Below are 16,076 nucleotides of genomic sequence, written 5' to 3'. Positions count from 1 at the left end.
TGCATAACAGGGGCACCCAGCAACGCGCCCCTTCTCCAACGCCAGAGAGAATGTTAGCTTGCTTGGCAATCCAGTCCCGCCGAGCCCAAGTCCAATGAAAAAAACTGTCCTGGCCTTCAGCCGCATCACCCCGCCCATGATCGAACGCCTGCAACAGGAGTTCGACGTCATCGTCCCCAACCCGAAGAACGGTGACATCAACGCCCAATTCAATGAAGCCCTGCCCCACGCCCACGGCCTCATCGGCGTCGGTCGCAAACTCGGCCGCGCGCAACTGGAAAACGCCGCAAAACTGGAAGTGGTCTCCAGCGTCTCCGTCGGCTACGACAACTACGACCTCGACTATTTCAACGAACGCGGGATCATGCTCACCAACACCCCGGACGTGCTCACAGAAAGCACCGCCGACCTCGCCTTCGCCCTGATCATGAGCAGTGCCCGCCGCGTTGCCGAACTCGACGCCTGGACCAAGGCCGGTCAATGGCAGGCCAGCGTCGGCGCCCCCTTGTTTGGCTGTGACGTGCACGGCAAAACCCTCGGCATTGTCGGCATGGGCAACATAGGCGCCGCCGTCGCCCGCCGTGGCCGCTTCGGCTTCAACATGCCGATCATCTACAGCGGCAACAGCCGTAAAAACGAACTGGAACAGGAACTCGACGCGCAATTTCGCAGCCTCGATAAACTGCTCGCCGAAGCCGATTTCGTCTGCCTGGTGGTGCCGCTCAGTGACAAGACCCGCCATCTGATAAGCCATCGCGAACTGGCCCTGATGAAACCCGACGCCATTCTGGTGAATATCTCCCGTGGCCCGGTCGTTGATGAACCCGCGTTGATCGAAGCCCTGCAAAACAAGCGCATTCGTGGCGCCGGCCTCGACGTCTACGAAAAAGAACCGCTGGCCGAATCACCGCTGTTCCAGTTAAGTAACGCGGTGACCCTCCCGCACATCGGCTCGGCGACGAATGAAACCCGCGAAGCCATGGCCAATCGTGCCCTCGCCAACCTACGCAGCGCCCTGCTCGGCGAACGCCCGCAGGATCTGGTCAACCCGCAAGTCTGGCGCGGTTAAGACAATACGGGCAAGTACAACATCGTACTTGCCCGTTAGTACTGCCATACACAACTTGAAATCGAACCACAAACCAAATTAAACAACAGCACTATAAGCTCCTCCTTGAGTGTCGAATAATCGACAAGCACTATGGAGAGCCAAAATCTTGAACATCTTGACCACCGATAGACTGATCCGCTACAGCAAAGTTATATTGATGGCTTACATCAGCTTCTTTGGCGTACTGGTGATAATCCACAACTTCATGGACTATGATTCGAACTACACCTACGTGGCGCACATCTTAAGCATGGACACCACCACCGCCAGTGAACCCATCAAGTATCGAGCTATCGAATCGCCGATGATTCATCACCGCATCTACTGGTTCATCATTACCCTGGAAGTCACGTATACGGTGTTATGCCTGATAGGCACGTATCAGCTCTATCGCAATATCAACGCCACCGCAGAAGTATTCCACGAGGCAAAAAAGTTCTCGATCATGGGCATACTGGCGGCCATTTTCATTTATTACGTGTGCCTGCAAACCGTGGGTGTGGAATGGTTTGACATGGACACTTCGCAATCTTGGAACGCCAAAGACTGGGCGCGACATATAGTTGACTTCATATTCCCGGTAATGATTTACATCACTTTGAAAGTCGAGCGCTGAAGTTCAGCGCTCGTTTATTTCACGCCAACTTTCCCTGCACCGGCGGTGTAACCGTTTTCGGTTTGCGAAACACCAGTACATTGCCCAGCATCACTAAAACCAGCCCGACCAGCGCCGGCGCTGTCCATTGGTAGCCTTCAGCGAACGCCGAAACGTTCAGCGCCACCACCGGAAACAGCACCGTGCAATATGCCGCGCGCTCCGGCCCCATGCGCCCGACCAGCGTCAGATAAGCCGTGAAGCCAATGACCGAACCGGGAATCACCAGATAGAGCAGTGCACCGACGTAACGAGGCGACCAATCCATGTCGAACGGAATGCCCTTGACCAGGCACCACACCGACAACATCGCCGCACCGTAGGCCATGCCCCAGGCGTTGGTGGTTAGCGGCTTGAGACCAGCCTTCTGCTGCAGACTCGAAAGCATGTTGCCCGCCGAGAAACACAACGTCCCGCACAGTGCCAGACCAAGCCCCAGCAAGGTTTGCGGGCTGGCCTGATGCCCGGCCAGTTCCGGCCAGAACAGCATGCCCAGGCCAAACAGGCCCAATGCACCACCCATCAGCACATTGCGCGCGATGCGCTGGCCGAAGAACACCCGCGCATTCAGCGCGTTCCATAGCGTTGCGGTGGAAAACACCACCGCGACCAGTCCACTGGGGATCCACTGACTGGCGGTCAGGAAGCACATGAAGTTGACGCAGAACAGGCACAGGCCCTGCGCCACGCAGATCAAATGACCACGGCGGTTCATTGGTTGCAGCCGACGGCTGAGCATCAACAGCGCAAACAGCACCAGTGCGGCGAGTCCGAAGCGATAGACGATCGACACTGGAATAGCCACAACGCCCAGTTGCCATTTCAAGGCAATCCACGTGGTGCCCCAGATCAGCACGGTCAGCAAATACAACGACAGGTTCATGGCCCACACTCCTCGATAGGCCTTGAGTGTCTGCCCGGTACTGGTTTGTGCGCTTGCAGATTCTTGCGCTTTTGTCTGGCGGCAGGCTGGCAACGCGGGGTCTACGGAGTAGGATGCAAGGCGTTGAAGAGAACCGACCATGGCCGCCATCGATACCCTGCAAGTCTTTCAAGCGTTAAACAGCTCGCCGAACGCACGCCTCGTGCACAGCGCCGAACTCGGTGACGGCTTGTCTGCCGCTTTGTGGACCAACCACCATGACGCGCAGGATTATGAAGCGCCGAGCCATCACACCCTGTCCTGCTACATTGCCGGTGGCACTGGTACGTTTCGTCGCGATCAACCCGGTCAGAAAGGCGGGCCGGACAAGCTGTGCATTCTGCCGGCCGATCATGAATCGGGGTGGGTGATCAACGGCGATATCCGCCTGGCGCATCTGTATTTCAGCGCCGAACAATTTGCCCTCGGTTGCGTCACCTTGCTCGATCGCGAACCCCGAGAGATGCAACTGCGCGAGCAAACCTTTCTCGAAGACCCGCAACAGGCGCAACGCTTCCGGCAGTTGCTGACGCTGAATTGGGACGAGCCGGCCGAACGTCTGCTGACCAGCAGCCTCGCCCATGAATTGATCAGCCATACCTTGCTGAGCCAGGTCGGCGCGCGTCAGGGTTTGCGTTTGAAGGGTGGATTGGCGCCTCACCAGCGTCGGCAATTGGTAGATTTTATCGACAGTCAGTTGGCCGAGCCGATCAGCCTGGGGCAACTGGCCGGGTTGTGCGCGCTGTCGGAATACCACTTTGCGCGGATGTTTCGCGTGAGCTTCGGCCTCCCGCCGCATCAATATGTGCTGGCGCGGCGCTTGAGCCGGGCGCGGGAATTGTTGCGCGGGACGGTGCTTCCGTTGGGCGAGATTGCACTGGCGTGCGGGTTTGCCAGCGCGAGTCATTTCACCAATCGGTTCAAGCAGGTATTGGGTGGGACACCGGGCGAATATCGGCAGGCGTTTTTGCGTTGAGCCTTCCCCTCACCCCAGCCCTCTCCCGGAGGGAGAGGGGGCCGACCGAGGTGTCTGGCGCTATGCGTCGACCTGAATGAACGAGTCGATTATGGATTCGGTAAAGATCGATCACGTCGGCGGAGTTCTCCAATTTCCCCCAATCAGCCCCTCTCCCTCAGGGAGAGGGGGCCGACCGAGGTGTCTGGCGCTATGCGTCGACCTGAATGACCGAGTCGATTATGGATTCGGTAAAGATCAATCACGTCGGCGGAGTTCTCCAATTTCCCCCAATCAGCCCCTCTCCCTCAGGGAGAGGGGGCCGACCGAGGTGTCTGGCGCTATGCGTCGACCTGAATGAACAGTCGATTATGGATTCGGTAAAGATCGATCACATCGGCGAAGTTCTCCAATTTCCCCCAAATCAGTCCCCTCTCCCTCAGGGAGAGGGGACCGACCGAGGTGTCTGGCGCTATGCGTGGACCTGAATGACCGAGTCGATTATGGATTCGGTAAAGATCGATCACGTCGGCGAAGTTCTCCAATTTCCCCCAAATCAGTCCCCTCTCCCTCAGGGAGAGGGTTAGGGTGAGGGGCTTTAGATCTTGTCTCAAAACTCCAAAGTGCTGGATAACGAAACCTGCCGCGAATCCCCCATCGACACAAAGAACCGGCTCGCCGCCGACGTGTAATACGTGCGATCAAACAGGTTCTTCACATTGAGCTGAAACTTGACCTTCTGCCCTTCGACCCGAGTGTCGTACGTGGCAAACGCATCGGCCACGGTGTAACTCGGCAAATCAAAATCGTTGACCGCGTTACCCGCACGTTCCCCGACATATCGCGCTCCAGCCCCCACGCGCAGTTGATCGCCAGCGATCACGCTGCCGAAGTCATACACCGCCGACAACGAGCCTGAATTCTTCGCCACGTTTTGCAGGCGCTTGCCTTTGTATTCCGGGTCTTCCGTCACTTCGGCATCGGTGTAGGCGTAGCTGCCGATCATGCTCCAGTGGTCCGTCAGTTGACCCGTGAGGTCCATTTCCAGACCACGCGAACGCACCTCACCGGCCGCGCTGTAAATCGTCGTCGGGCCTTCGGAATTGGCCACCAACACGTTGCGTTTCTTGATGTCGAACAACGCGATGTTGCCGGTCACACGTCCAAGCATATCGAGCCGCGCGCCCAGTTCCCACGACTTGGCTTCTTCCGGCGCAATGCTGCCGTCGAGCACGGTGCTGCTGCCGCTCAGCGGGGCGATGGTCGAGTTGGGTTTGAACGATTCGGTGTAGCTGCCGTAAAACGACAGGGCATCGGTGTAGCGATACACCAGACCGGCGCGCGGTACCCATTTCTGCCCGTTGCTGTCGGTGTTGGCCTTGAACGGCACGCCTTTGCCGGCGTACTGGTCGTACTCCTGGAAGCGCCCGCCGGCGACCAGAATCCACTGGTCGTTGAGGTGAATCGAGTCCTGCATGAACACCGAATCACTGCGCAGTTCATCGGTCTGCGCGCTGTCGGGTGCGCTGACGGTGGTGCCGGCAACTTCGCGGCCGTACACCGGATTGAGGTAGCTGAAGGTGGTCAGGCTCTTCTGCCGGATCAAGTCCTCGCGGTAGATCTTGCGGTACTCGTCATCGACGCCGAACACCAGGTCATGCTGCATGCCCAGCACGTTGACCTTGCCTTCGAGGCTGGCGGTGGTGAAGCGGTCGGTGCTGATCGCGTTTTGCGTGCCGTCCATGCTGCGGGTCAGCGTGCCTTTTTTGGTGTCGATAGCAGTCACGCGGACCTGGCTGGCGTCGTAGGTTTCGCGGTTCCAGCTGTAGCCGAAGTGGGCTTTCCAATCGTTGTTGAGCTCGTGATCGGCTTCGAAGTGATACAGATCCGAGCGGCCTTCCATGTTGTTGAACGGCTCGTCGAGACGTTGTTTGCGCGAGATGTCCAAAGGATGATTGGTGCGCGGATCGATCAGCGTGCCACGGTCGAACGGCGTGAGGAATTCACGGTGCTCGTAGGCGAACAACAGCTTGGTGCTCTCACCAAACCAGGCCAGCGATGGGGCGATCAGGGTTTCGCGGTGGGTGCCGAAGTTGCGCCAGTAATCTTCGTCTTCGTGGTCGAGCACCATGCGATAGGCCAGCCCGGAATCGCCCAACGGCCCGGTGCTGTCGAGGGTGCCGCCGCTGCCATTCTTGCCATCGCCGTAGGTCGATCCGCGCAAGGTCAGCGCGTTGTATTGGGTCAGTTCAGGCTTCTTGCTGACCATATTGACCACGCCACCCGGGTCTTGAATGCCGTACAGCAGCGAGGCCGGGCCTTTGAGTACTTCAACCCGATCAACCGTCGCGTTCATGCCGCGACCCTGCACGATCGGCATACCGTCGCGCATGATCGAGCCATTGCGGTTGTCACCGAAACCGCGAGTCATCACCGAGTCCTGAGTGCTGCCCAAAGTGTTGCCCTGGGTGATGCCGCTGACGTTGGCCAGCGCGTCATCCAGGTTGCGCGGCGCCTGATCGCGGATGACCTGCGCCGGGATGACGTTGACGGTCTGCGGAGTCTCCTGCAACGACGCCGAAGAGCGCATCACCGAACTGGTTTCCGGTGGCTGATAACTCATCGATTCGTCGCGGGTCGAGGTGATGGTGGTGGCGCCAAGGTTCAACGCGCCTTCGGTAGGCTTGGGCTCCAGCGCCAATGTGTGGCTGTCGGTGCGGCGGAAGTTGAGGCCAGAGCCGCTGAGCAGACGTTGCAGTGCCTGTTCGGCACTCATCTGGCCATTGACCGCAGGCGCCGTCAGGCCGTACGGCGCTTCGTCGGTATAGACCACGCTCTGCCCGGTGACGCGGCTGAAGTCGCTCAGGGCTTGCGGCAGCGGCTTGGCGACCAGGGAAAAGTTGAACTGCTTTTGCGCCTGACTGCTGACGGTTTCAGCGGCGAGCGCCACGCTCATCGGCAACAGCGCCAATGCCGAAAAGCTTAGTGCCGATACGCCTAACCATTGTTTGACCGAACCCGATTTTGCCCTGGACTTCATTGCTCAATGACCTGTGTAGAACCGCAACGGATGCGAATGACTCGCAGTTTCAGTCACTACACGGATGGGGCTGAGGTTTACCTCACCACAAATCTGAAAATATTTTTGCAGATGTGTTGTCGGGTCTGACGCCTTCGCGAGCAGGCTTGCTCCCACAGGGGTTTTGTATCGATCACAGATCCAATGTGGGAGCGAGCTTGCTCGCGAAGAGGCCATAAGCCTCAGCGCAAAATAATCAGATGCCCCAACACCTGATGCTGCTCAAACCCCAGCACCCCTTGCAAAGAATTCAAAACCGCCTGCGGATCCTTGCTCGGAAAACTGCCACTGACCTTGCGCGCCGCCAGCTCATCGTTGAGCAACACAATCCGCCCCGGGTAATAACGCCGCAAATCCTCCACCACATCGGCCAGTGTCGACTTGTAGTAAGTCAGCCAGCCCTGACGCCAGGCCAGTTGCGCCTCGCTGTCCACCGCGTGCAGTTTTTCTGCAGAACCGTCAGCGAAAGCCACCTGCTGACCGGCTGTAAGAATCTGCTGCTCACCATCGCGATGCGCCTTGACGCCAACGCGTCCGGACAACACCGTCACCTGCGCGCCATGCGGTTGCAGACGTACTTCGAATTGCGTGCCGAGCACCCGCGCCTCGCCCTTTTCCGCCGCGACCACAAATGGCTCGCCGGTGTGCGTAACCGTGAAAAATCCAGCACCACGGCGCAACTGCACACGCCGCTCGCCACGGCTGAAGTCCACGGCAATCGCACTGTCGGCATCCAGCGTCACCTGTGATTGATCGGCCAGCGTCACCGTGCGGATCTCACCGGGCGCCGAGACGTAATCGGCGCCCAGATCATCGATCCAGCGCTGTGGTTGCCAACCGCTGCCGAGGCTGACCATCAACAACAGACACGTGGCCATCGCCAGTGCCCCCGACCAACGCAACAGCGCAGGACGACGCGGACGATCCATCGCCTCGAGATAGCTGTGCAACGCCGTGGCGTCTTCATCGGCCAGCGTTCGCGCCGGGCCTTCGCTCAGTTCCCAGAGCACTTGCGCCTGGGCATACGCCTGGGCATGCGCCGGGTCGGCCCGCAGCCATTGGCTGAAGGTCAGTTGATCACCGGCACTCGGCCGATCATGCAACAGACTCAGCCAGGCAAACGCGGCCTGCTCTTGCGCGGGCGTGGGGATGACGGAATCGGATGGCTTCACGGTGCTTTCCCTGGCAGGCGTGGCGCGGGTTCGCGCAGGCTGGCCTTGCAGGCCTCGAGGGCGCGCATCATATGTTTTTCCACGGCACTTTGGGACAGGCCCATGGCCTTGGCGATTTGCGCGTACTTGCGGCCGTGGATGCGATTGAGCAAAAAGATCTGCCGGGTGCGCTCGGGCAAGGCGCGCAACGCCGCTTCGACATGCTTGAGATCATTGCCTGCTTCCAGCGCCGCTTGCGGTTCGCTGTCATGGCTGTGCGGCTCGTCCGGTTGCCAGCCTTCGTTGACCCGTGTGCGTGTGCCTTCGCTACGCAAATGATCGATGGCGATGTTGCCGGCGCAGCGCAACAGATAGGTACTGAGTTCTTCGACCTGCACCAGCGGTCGCCGCCAGAAACGCAGAAACAGATCCTGCACCAGATCCGCCGCCGTTGCCCGGCAACCAACGCGCCGGTTCACCAGCGCTTCCATTTGCGAACGCTGGGACAGGAACACCTGCAGAAAATGCGCACGCGCCCCGCGCGGCTCATCGTCGCGGGATTCCGGTGGCAGACCGATCAGCACTTCAGCACTGCGCCCATGCGGCAACCGGGCTGGCCAACAGGCTGAACCCGGCCAGCGTCAAGGCCAGCCACGGGCGATAGGGCAGCAACAAAACCAAAGCCAAGGCGCTGAGCATCAGCACGGCGAACCAGTCGACCAGGCCGAGGCTCCAGCCATTGGCCTGCACCGCCGCCCAAAGCGACAAACACAACAATAACCATCCGCCGACTTTCAGGCCCTGACGGCGACGCGTCGACGGTCTGTGGCCGAGCAATTCGTCGTGGTGACGCGGCATCGCCAGGCACAACGCGGTGAATCCGGCGTAGGTGAGCAACAGTGGCAACAGCATCAGTTCGCCCCTTGCTCAAAGATGATAGGCCGAGCCTTTTCGCGACCGGGCTTTTTTACGCTGACGCTGCTGCCGGCGCGCTGCATTTTCCACGCAGCCCAAGCGAGGAAGACACCTGTGGCGAGGCACGTCAGATCAACACCGGCCAACGCCCAATCGCCCTGCATCAGGGCGGCGCCGACGTTCCACGGGGTGGTCAGCGCATTGATCAGCGGCACCGCGACAAACAGCGCCGCGCCGAGCACAAGTTGTTCAACCCAGGCTTTGCGCCCCGGCCGTGACAGCGCATGCAGCACGCTCAGGCCCCAGGCCATGAAGAACGCGTTCACTTCCCAATCTGCACGCCCCGCGAGATTGACCGGCAACAGACGATTGGCCAGAAAGAACACCGCCACCGCCGACACCAGCCCGGCCATGCTGGCGATATTCAATACTTCCACCAGCCGTAACTCGAACGGCATCACGGCGTTCTTGGCGTGTTTGAGTTGGCGCTTGCCGAGCCAGATCACCAGCCCGGTACCGATCATCGCGGTGCCGGCCAATCCGCAAATGAAATACAGCCAACGCAAGAGCGGCCCGGCAAAGTGGCCCATGTGCAAACCATAGAACGCGCCCCCCACCGCCATCGCCAGCGGTTGCTCCGGTGTGCTGCCGAGCATCTGCCCGGTCACCCCATTGAAGGTCACGGCGCGGCCGAAATCATGCACCACGCGATCGCCCGCTCGGGACAGCACCACCGTGGCGTTGGCATCCCCCGGATTGCTCACGGACAGACGCGCCGTGTGGCCGCCCGACCATTGTTCGCTGGCCTTGCTCAACAGCGGCGCCATGGCCGCCAGCGGTGCCGCGCTATTGGCGCGTTCCGGAGTTTTCGAAGCCGGGAAAACTTCGTCATAGAACTTGCGCACGTCACTGCCATACGAGGCGACGATGCTCGCCGGCATGACCATCGACATGAAAATCACCAGGCTGCTGTAGGTGATCATCAAGTGAAACGGCAACACCAGCACACCCACCGCATTATGCCCGTCGAGCCAGGATCGCTGGCCTTTGCGCGGGCGAAAGGTGAAGAAGTCCTTGAAGATTTTCTTGTGGGTGATGATCCCGGTGATCAGTGCAACGAACATCACCATCGCGGCAATCGTCGCCAGCCAGCGGCCCCACGGATAAGGCATTTGCAACTGGAAGTGGAAGCGATAGAAGAACTCGCCGCCCATGCTGTCGCGGCCCTGCACTTCGGCACCGGTTTGCGCGTCGAGGGTTTTCGACTCGAAACGTCCACGCTCGCCCGGATTGGCCGGCGCTGGTTGCCAGCGCACGGTCAGGCCGGGATCTCGGGCATCAGGCAAATCGATCAGCCAGCGTGAGGCACCCGCCGCGTGTTGTTGCAGATAATCCTGCGCCAGCGTCAGGCTCGTCTCGGCACTCACCGATCGCGCGGGGATTTCCGGCTGCATCCAGTGACTGATTTCATCTTTGAAATACGCGAGTGTCCCGGTCAGAAAAATCGCGAACAGCAACCAGCCGAACAGCAGTCCGGCCCAGGTGTGCAGCCAGGCCATCGCCTGACGAAAACCCTCTTTCATGCCAGGCCCAATCCACGCGCCGCACCGGAGATGGTCGCCAGAATCACGCTCGGCACCAGCAAACCGACCCAGGCCGACCACGCCGTACGACAGGCGAAACACCAGAGCACCGCCACCAGGTAGACCAGAAAGGAAACGGTCATGCCGGTCACCACCGCTTCAGCACGGCTCAATGGCAACCACAGTGTCAGGGTGACACTGGCCAGCGCCGCAACCAGATAGCCGCCAAACACCGCGGCGAGCACCCGTGAGGTGACGGCCAGACGATAGGACATGGGAAGTGTGGCGAGTTTGCCTTTCATGTTTCGACCCTGAAACGAAAAACGTCCGGCCGGTGCGCCGAACCTACAGGCGAGCAATATTAATGATAAATATTCTCATACGCAAAAGCATCTGATTGCCGGCTGATGTCCTGCCCGCCTACAATGCGAACAGTTCTTGTTCTCTAACGCACACTCTACCGCGTCACGAAAGCGCCCGGAGTCCACCGTTGTCGTCTGCCCATCCCGTCGAATCGCTTTATCAGGCCCACCACAGCTGGCTCACTGGCTGGCTGCGGCGCAGACTCGGCTGCCCGGACAGCGCGGCGGACCTCGCGCAAGACACCTTCATCAAAGTGCTGACGGCTCGTGAGCCGCCGCTGATCATCGAGCCGCGCGCCTTTCTGACGACGTTGGCCAAGCGGGTTCTGTTCAATCATTACCGCCGTCAGGATCTGGAACGCGCTTACCTCGAAACTCTGGCGCAGATGCCGGAAATGGCTGCGCCGTCGGAGGAAGACAAGGCAATCATCCTGCAAACCCTGATGGAGCTGGATGAGTTGCTCGACGGTTTGCCGCGTCAGGTCAAACGCGCCTTTTTGCTGGCGCAGGTCGATGGCCTGACCTATCCACAGATTGCCGCCGAACTCGGCATTTCCGTGGCCACGGTCAAACGTCATTTGAACAAGGCAGCCATGCGCTGCTACTTCGCCCGATGAACCGCGCTCCGGATTTCTCCTCCCAGGTTGCCGAGCAGGCCGTGCACTGGCTGATGGAAATGCAGCAAGGCACGCTCTCCCCGCGCCAGCAACAGGCCTGGCAACAATGGCTGGAGGCGCACAGTGAACATCGGCGGGCGTGGGAGCATATTCAGCGAGTCAATCAGCGTTTGCGCGGTGTGTCGTCGCCACTGGCGCATGCGGCGTTGAACGGGGCGAAGTCCGGCAGTCGTCGTCAGGTGCTGAAGGTGTTGCTGATTCTTGGTGCCGGTTCGGCCGTCACCTGGGGCGTGCGCGAGCACAATCCGCTGCCGTCGTTGCTCGCTGATTACCGCAGCCCGATCGGGCAACGACGCAAAGTGGCGCTCGGTGCTGGCGATCAGTTGCAACTCAACACCGCCAGCGCCGCAGATGTCGACGCTGCGGCGCGGCTGATCCGTTTGCTCGAAGGCGAAATCCTCCTGACGGCTGCGCAATCATTCGAAGTGCGCACGGCTCAGGGCCTGTTGAAAGCTCACGGCGCGCGCCTCAACGTGCGCCAGTTTGCCGGTCGCACGCAGGTCGCGCTGTTTGAAGGACGAGTCGAACTGAGTACCAATGGACGTGCGCCGATCTGGCTGCCGGTCGCGCGGCAACTGAACTTCACCGCCACATCTGTCAGCGAAGCCAAACCGCTGGACGCCAACAGCGGTGCCTGGGCGGACGGCATGCTGGTGGCCGCGCATATGCGCCTCGGCGACTTCCTCGATGAACTTGGCCGCTACCGTCGCGGCCAGCTCAATTGCGCCAATAACGTAGCCGATCTGTTGATCTCCGGGACGTATCCACTGGACGACAGCGAGCGGATTCTCGATCTGCTGGAAATCAGTTTACCGGTGAAGGTGAAGCGCTTTACCCGCTACTGGGTGAGCGTCGAAGCGCGGGTTTGAAAAAACTCAAAAATTAATGAGCCGTTTTTCAGATCTGGCGTGACAGAGAAGGAAAGCCCCCTTGATTCAACCTTCTCAGGATCATCCACCATGCACCCCACCCGCCTCACGCCACTGGCCCGCAGCCTGCGCAATCTTGTCCTCGGTGCCAGTCTGAGTTTCAGTGCCCTGCCCGCCGCAGTGGCTGCCGATGCCAAGGCTTATCACATCGCGCCGTCGTCGCTGGAGAACGCCCTCAACCAGTTTGGCCGTGAAGCAGGCGTGTTGATTTCTTTCGGTTCGCAAATCACCGGCGGTGTGCAAAGTCGAGGTCTTGAGGGCAGCTACACGCCTGAGCAAGGTTTGAATGCGCTGCTCGAAGGCACCGGTCTGCAAGCTCGCGCCGAGGGTAACAATGCGTTCAGCCTGCAACCGGCGGGTGAAACTGCGCTGGAACTGGACACCTCGACCGTCGTCGGCGACTGGCTGGGCGACGCCGCGCAAATCAACGTCTTCGAACATCCCGGTGCCCGCGATGTGATCCGTCGCGAAGAATTCGAACGCCAGGGCGCGACGCAGGCGCGTGATGTGCTCAACCGCATCCCCGGCGTCAACGCCCCGGAAAACAACGGCACCGGCAGCCATGACATGGCATTGAACTTTGGCATTCGCGGTTTGAACCCACGCCTGGCCGCGCGCTCGACGGTGTTGATGGACGGCATCCCGGTGCCGTTTGCGCCTTACGGTCAGCCACAATTGTCGTTCGCCCCGATCAGCATGGGCAACATGGATGCCGTGGATGTGGTGCGTGGCGGTGGCGCGGTGCGTTACGGGCCGCAGAACGTCGGCGGCGTGGTCAACTTCGTCACCCGGGCGATTCCCGACGAACCAACGGTCAAGGGCGGCGTCCAGACGGAAACCAGCCCATCGTCAAGCCATGACGGCTTCAAGAGCAGCGCCAACCTGCTGGCCGGCGGCACCAACGCCAATGGGCTCGGCGGCGCGTTACTCTACTCCGGCACTCGTGGCGGCGACTGGCGCGAACACAGCGACACTGAAATCGACGACCTGATCCTCAAGGGCAAATACCAGCTCGACGAGGCCAACAGTTTCAACGCCATGGCCCAGTATTACGAAGGCAAGGCTGACATGCCCGGCGGTTTGAGCGTCGCCGACTACGACACCGACCCGTATCAGTCGACACGGCCGAAAGACCAGTTCTGGGGCCGTAGGACGATGTTCAATTTCGGCTATCGCTATCAGGAAGATCGCCGCGAATTCACCGCCAACACCTTCTTCACCAAAACCCTGCGCAGCGGCTATCTGGATCAGGGTTCGTTCCTCTCGTTGTCGCCCCGCGAATATTGGGTGCGCGGCCTGGAAACCCGATTCGCCCAAGGCTTCGACCTCGGCCCGACCAGCCATGAAGTCGGCGTCGGCTACCGCTACATCAACGAGGCCGGTCACGAACTGCGCTATCGCACGCCGATCAGCAGCAACGAATACCCGACTACCAGCAGCCGCAATGATCGCGACACCCGTGGCGGCACCGAGGCCAATGCGTTCTTCGTCGACGACCGCATCGACATCGGCAAATGGACAATCACCCCGGGCGTGCGCTACGAGATGATTGAATCGCAGCAGACCAACAACCTGACCAACGTCAAATACAAGGGCGACTACAACACCGCCCTGCCGGCGCTGAACGTGCTCTATCACCTGACCGATAGCTGGAATCTGTACGCCAACACCGAAGGCTCGTTCGGCAGTGTGCAATACAGCCAGATGCCCAACCGTGTGAGCAGCGGCGAAGTGAAACCGGAGAAGGCGCGCACCTGGGAACTCGGCACGCGTTATGACAACGGCGCGTTGCGGGCAGAGATCGGTGCGTTCCTGATCAACTTCGACAACCAGTACGAAAGTAACCAGACCAATGATTCGGTGATTGCCCGTGGTCAAACCCGCCATCAAGGCATCGAGACCAGCATCAACTACGCGCTGGATGACTTGAGCCCGGCGCTGGCCGGTTTCGATGTCTACGCCACTTACGCCTATGTTGACGCGACCATCCGCGAAGACGGGCCGAACAAGGGTAATCGCGTGCCGTTCTCGTCGAAACACAAAGGCACTGTGGGCGTGGGTTACACCGAAGGGCCCTGGAAGCTGAATCTGGACAGCAGTTTCCAGAGCGACCAGTTCGCCGACAACGCCAACACCTCGAAGGAAAGTGCTGATGGCAGCACCGGCAAGATCCCCGGTTACATGCTGTTCAGCAGCCGCGCAGGGTATGACTTCGGCCCGCAGTTGGCGGATCTGAATGTGGCGGTGGGGGTGAAGAACATCTTCAACACGCAGTACTTCACGCGCTCGTTTGATGACAACAACAAGGGCAAGTATGTGGGTGAGCCGAGGACGGTTTATGTGCAGACTTCTGTGGCGTTCTGAGGGTTGAAAAGCCCCTCACCCTAACCCTCTCCCAGAGGGAGAGGGGACTGATCGTGGGATGCTTGCGAGGTACGCCGACCTGATTCTGCTTTGCCGAATCCATAATCGACTCGACCTGAAACCGCTTTGCCGAATCTATAATCGACTCGGTCTTTCAGGTCGATGTACCCCGCAAGACACCTCGGTCGGCCCCCTCTCCCTCCGGGAGAGGGCTGGGGTGAGGGGAATGGGCTACAGTGAAATATCAAACCAACTTCACAAGGATCGTGAAGCATGCAAACCCGCCCCACCCTCGCCCAGTTCGCCCGCCAGTTACGCGTCAACCAAACCGACTGCGAACACCTGCTCTGGCAAAAACTACGCTCCCGCCAGATCGCCAATCTGAAATTTCGTCGGCAGTTTCCCTGTCCGCCTTACGTGCTGGATTTTTACTGTGCAGAGCTGAAATTGGCGATTGAGCTGGACGGTGGGCAGCATTTTGAAACAGCGGGATTGATTCATGACCAGCGCCGGACACGCTATCTGAATCAAAAGGGCATTGAAGTCGTGCGTTTCAGTAATCTTGAGGTAGCTCAGCAGATGGATGACGTACTGGAGCAGATCATAAGAATTGCGGTGAATCGAAAAATGCCCTCACCCTAACCCTCTCCCAGAGGGAGAGGGGACTGATTGCGGGATGCTTGAGAAATACGCCGACCTGAAAGTACTGCATCGAATCCATAATCGACTCGGTCTTTCAGGTCGATGTATTACGTAACACAACTCGGTCGGCCCCCTCTCCCTCCGGGAGAGGGCTGGGGTGAGGGGGTCTCCCTTTCATGTCCTGCGCAAAAAACGTCACACAAACAAAAACGGGCCTGCTTTCGCAGGCCCGTTCTATTGGGTGGCTTATGAAATCAGCGCATCAACTGTTGATCGCTGCCTGTTCGTTCTCGTCAAACTCTTCTGCCAACAGCTTGTCATTGGCTTTGCCGGTGAATGGCACCACAGCGGCCCGTGGCTTACCTCGCAGTTTGCCGAAAAGGTGCTCCAGTGCGTGCTCGAGTTTTTCGGCTGCACCGTCGATCGCCTGTTCCAGCGAATCGGCCTTATGGGTCACGGAAATTGGTTGATGGCCTTTTGGCCGCGCTTCCAGTTGGCAGCGCATGTCATGGGGACCTGGTTTGTCACCGTTCTCGTCGGCCAGATGGACTTCGACGCGGGTCAGGTCTTCTTCATAACGTTCGAGCGTGCTCTCAATGGTTGTACGTACCCACTCCTCCAGTCGTTGACTACTTTGAATATGGTTATCGCTGTTGACTTGGATTTGCATAGTTCATCCCTTATTTCAGCTAGCTCGCGAGAGGCCACGAATTGAATTTCCTGACCTCTTG

At 59.5% G+C, this 16,076-nt stretch carries 15 protein-coding genes; 7 read left to right on the top strand and 8 right to left on the bottom strand.

The window, feature by feature from the left end; translation table 11 throughout:
- Positions 1-94 precede the first annotated feature (94 nt).
- Both ACM6IV_RS16920 and ACM6IV_RS16915 read left to right on the top strand, forming a co-directional pair.
- Positions 95-1,069, top strand: a complete 975-nt coding sequence (locus tag ACM6IV_RS16920; RefSeq protein WP_414870866.1) for a 2-hydroxyacid dehydrogenase — start codon at positions 95-97, stop codon at positions 1,067-1,069.
- Positions 1,070-1,217: 148 nt separating this feature from the next.
- Positions 1,218-1,727, top strand: coding sequence for a DUF2165 domain-containing protein (locus ACM6IV_RS16915; RefSeq protein ID WP_414870865.1), 510 nt, complete (start codon positions 1,218-1,220; stop codon positions 1,725-1,727).
- Between the two features lie 19 nt (positions 1,728-1,746).
- Here ACM6IV_RS16915 and ACM6IV_RS16910 read toward each other — a convergent pair whose 3' ends face one another.
- Positions 1,747-2,649 (bottom strand): DMT family transporter, encoded by a 903-nt coding sequence (locus tag ACM6IV_RS16910; RefSeq protein WP_414870864.1) that lies wholly within the window; start codon positions 2,647-2,649, stop codon positions 1,747-1,749.
- A gap of 139 nt (positions 2,650-2,788) precedes the next feature.
- On the opposite strand from ACM6IV_RS16910, the gene ACM6IV_RS16905 reads away from it, so the two are divergent.
- Positions 2,789-3,664, top strand: a complete 876-nt coding sequence (locus ACM6IV_RS16905) for a helix-turn-helix domain-containing protein (RefSeq protein ID WP_414870863.1) — start codon at positions 2,789-2,791, stop codon at positions 3,662-3,664.
- Positions 3,665-4,253: 589 nt separating this feature from the next.
- Here the strand turns inward: ACM6IV_RS16905 and ACM6IV_RS16900 are convergent.
- The 6 genes from ACM6IV_RS16900 to ACM6IV_RS16875 form a co-directional block, all read right to left on the bottom strand.
- Positions 4,254-6,683, bottom strand: a complete 2,430-nt coding sequence (locus ACM6IV_RS16900) for a TonB-dependent siderophore receptor (RefSeq protein ID WP_414870862.1) — start codon at positions 6,681-6,683, stop codon at positions 4,254-4,256.
- Positions 6,684-6,904: 221 nt separating this feature from the next.
- On the bottom strand, positions 6,905-7,894 hold the full coding sequence (locus ACM6IV_RS16895) for a FecR family protein (protein WP_414870861.1): 990 nt from the start codon (positions 7,892-7,894) through the stop codon (positions 6,905-6,907).
- Positions 7,891-8,457, bottom strand: coding sequence for an RNA polymerase sigma factor (locus ACM6IV_RS16890; RefSeq protein ID WP_414870860.1), 567 nt, complete (start codon positions 8,455-8,457; stop codon positions 7,891-7,893). Before ACM6IV_RS16890 ends, ACM6IV_RS16895 begins: the two co-directional genes overlap by 4 nt.
- 1 nt (position 8,458) lies before the next feature.
- Positions 8,459-8,785, bottom strand: a complete 327-nt coding sequence (locus ACM6IV_RS16885) for a DUF3325 domain-containing protein (protein WP_414870859.1) — start codon at positions 8,783-8,785, stop codon at positions 8,459-8,461.
- A complete protein-coding gene (locus ACM6IV_RS16880) occupies positions 8,785-10,371 on the bottom strand; it encodes a PepSY-associated TM helix domain-containing protein (RefSeq protein WP_414870858.1) in 1,587 nt (528 codons plus the stop codon). The genes ACM6IV_RS16885 and ACM6IV_RS16880 overlap by 1 nt, the downstream gene beginning before the upstream one ends.
- Positions 10,368-10,673: a DUF3649 domain-containing protein gene (locus tag ACM6IV_RS16875; protein ID WP_123451801.1), complete on the bottom strand. Its 306-nt coding sequence runs from the start codon at positions 10,671-10,673 to the stop codon at positions 10,368-10,370. Before ACM6IV_RS16875 ends, ACM6IV_RS16880 begins: the two co-directional genes overlap by 4 nt.
- Positions 10,674-10,861: 188 nt before the next feature.
- Between ACM6IV_RS16875 and ACM6IV_RS16870 the strand changes: the two genes are divergently transcribed.
- The 4 genes from ACM6IV_RS16870 to ACM6IV_RS16855 all read left to right on the top strand — a co-directional run bounded on the left by ACM6IV_RS16870 (position 10,862) and on the right by ACM6IV_RS16855 (position 15,345).
- The gene (locus tag ACM6IV_RS16870; protein WP_414870857.1) at positions 10,862-11,350 is read left to right on the top strand and encodes a sigma-70 family RNA polymerase sigma factor; all 489 of its coding nucleotides are present in this window, start codon (positions 10,862-10,864) and stop codon (positions 11,348-11,350) included.
- Positions 11,347-12,279 carry a DUF4880 domain-containing protein gene (locus tag ACM6IV_RS16865; RefSeq protein WP_414870856.1) on the top strand — a complete coding sequence of 311 codons (933 nt, stop codon included), beginning with the start codon at positions 11,347-11,349 and terminating at the stop codon, positions 12,277-12,279. Before ACM6IV_RS16870 ends, ACM6IV_RS16865 begins: the two co-directional genes overlap by 4 nt.
- A 90-nt stretch (positions 12,280-12,369) precedes the next feature.
- Complete coding sequence (gene fecA / locus ACM6IV_RS16860; RefSeq protein WP_414870855.1) at positions 12,370-14,703, top strand: TonB-dependent Fe(3+) dicitrate receptor FecA; 2,334 nt, start codon at positions 12,370-12,372, stop codon at positions 14,701-14,703.
- A gap of 273 nt (positions 14,704-14,976) precedes the next feature.
- Complete coding sequence (locus ACM6IV_RS16855; RefSeq protein ID WP_414870854.1) at positions 14,977-15,345, top strand: endonuclease domain-containing protein; 369 nt, start codon at positions 14,977-14,979, stop codon at positions 15,343-15,345.
- A gap of 262 nt (positions 15,346-15,607) precedes the next feature.
- Here ACM6IV_RS16855 and ACM6IV_RS16850 read toward each other — a convergent pair whose 3' ends face one another.
- Complete coding sequence (locus tag ACM6IV_RS16850) at positions 15,608-16,015, bottom strand: HPF/RaiA family ribosome-associated protein (protein WP_414870853.1); 408 nt, start codon at positions 16,013-16,015, stop codon at positions 15,608-15,610.
- Positions 16,016-16,076 lie beyond the last annotated feature (61 nt).

It is taken from the genome of Pseudomonas sp. IT-347P (assembly GCF_949768005.1).
GTDB lineage: Bacteria > Pseudomonadota > Gammaproteobacteria > Pseudomonadales > Pseudomonadaceae > Aquipseudomonas.
Note: the sequence above shows the minus strand (reverse complement) of the source record. Positions and strands in the feature narration are given on the sequence as shown.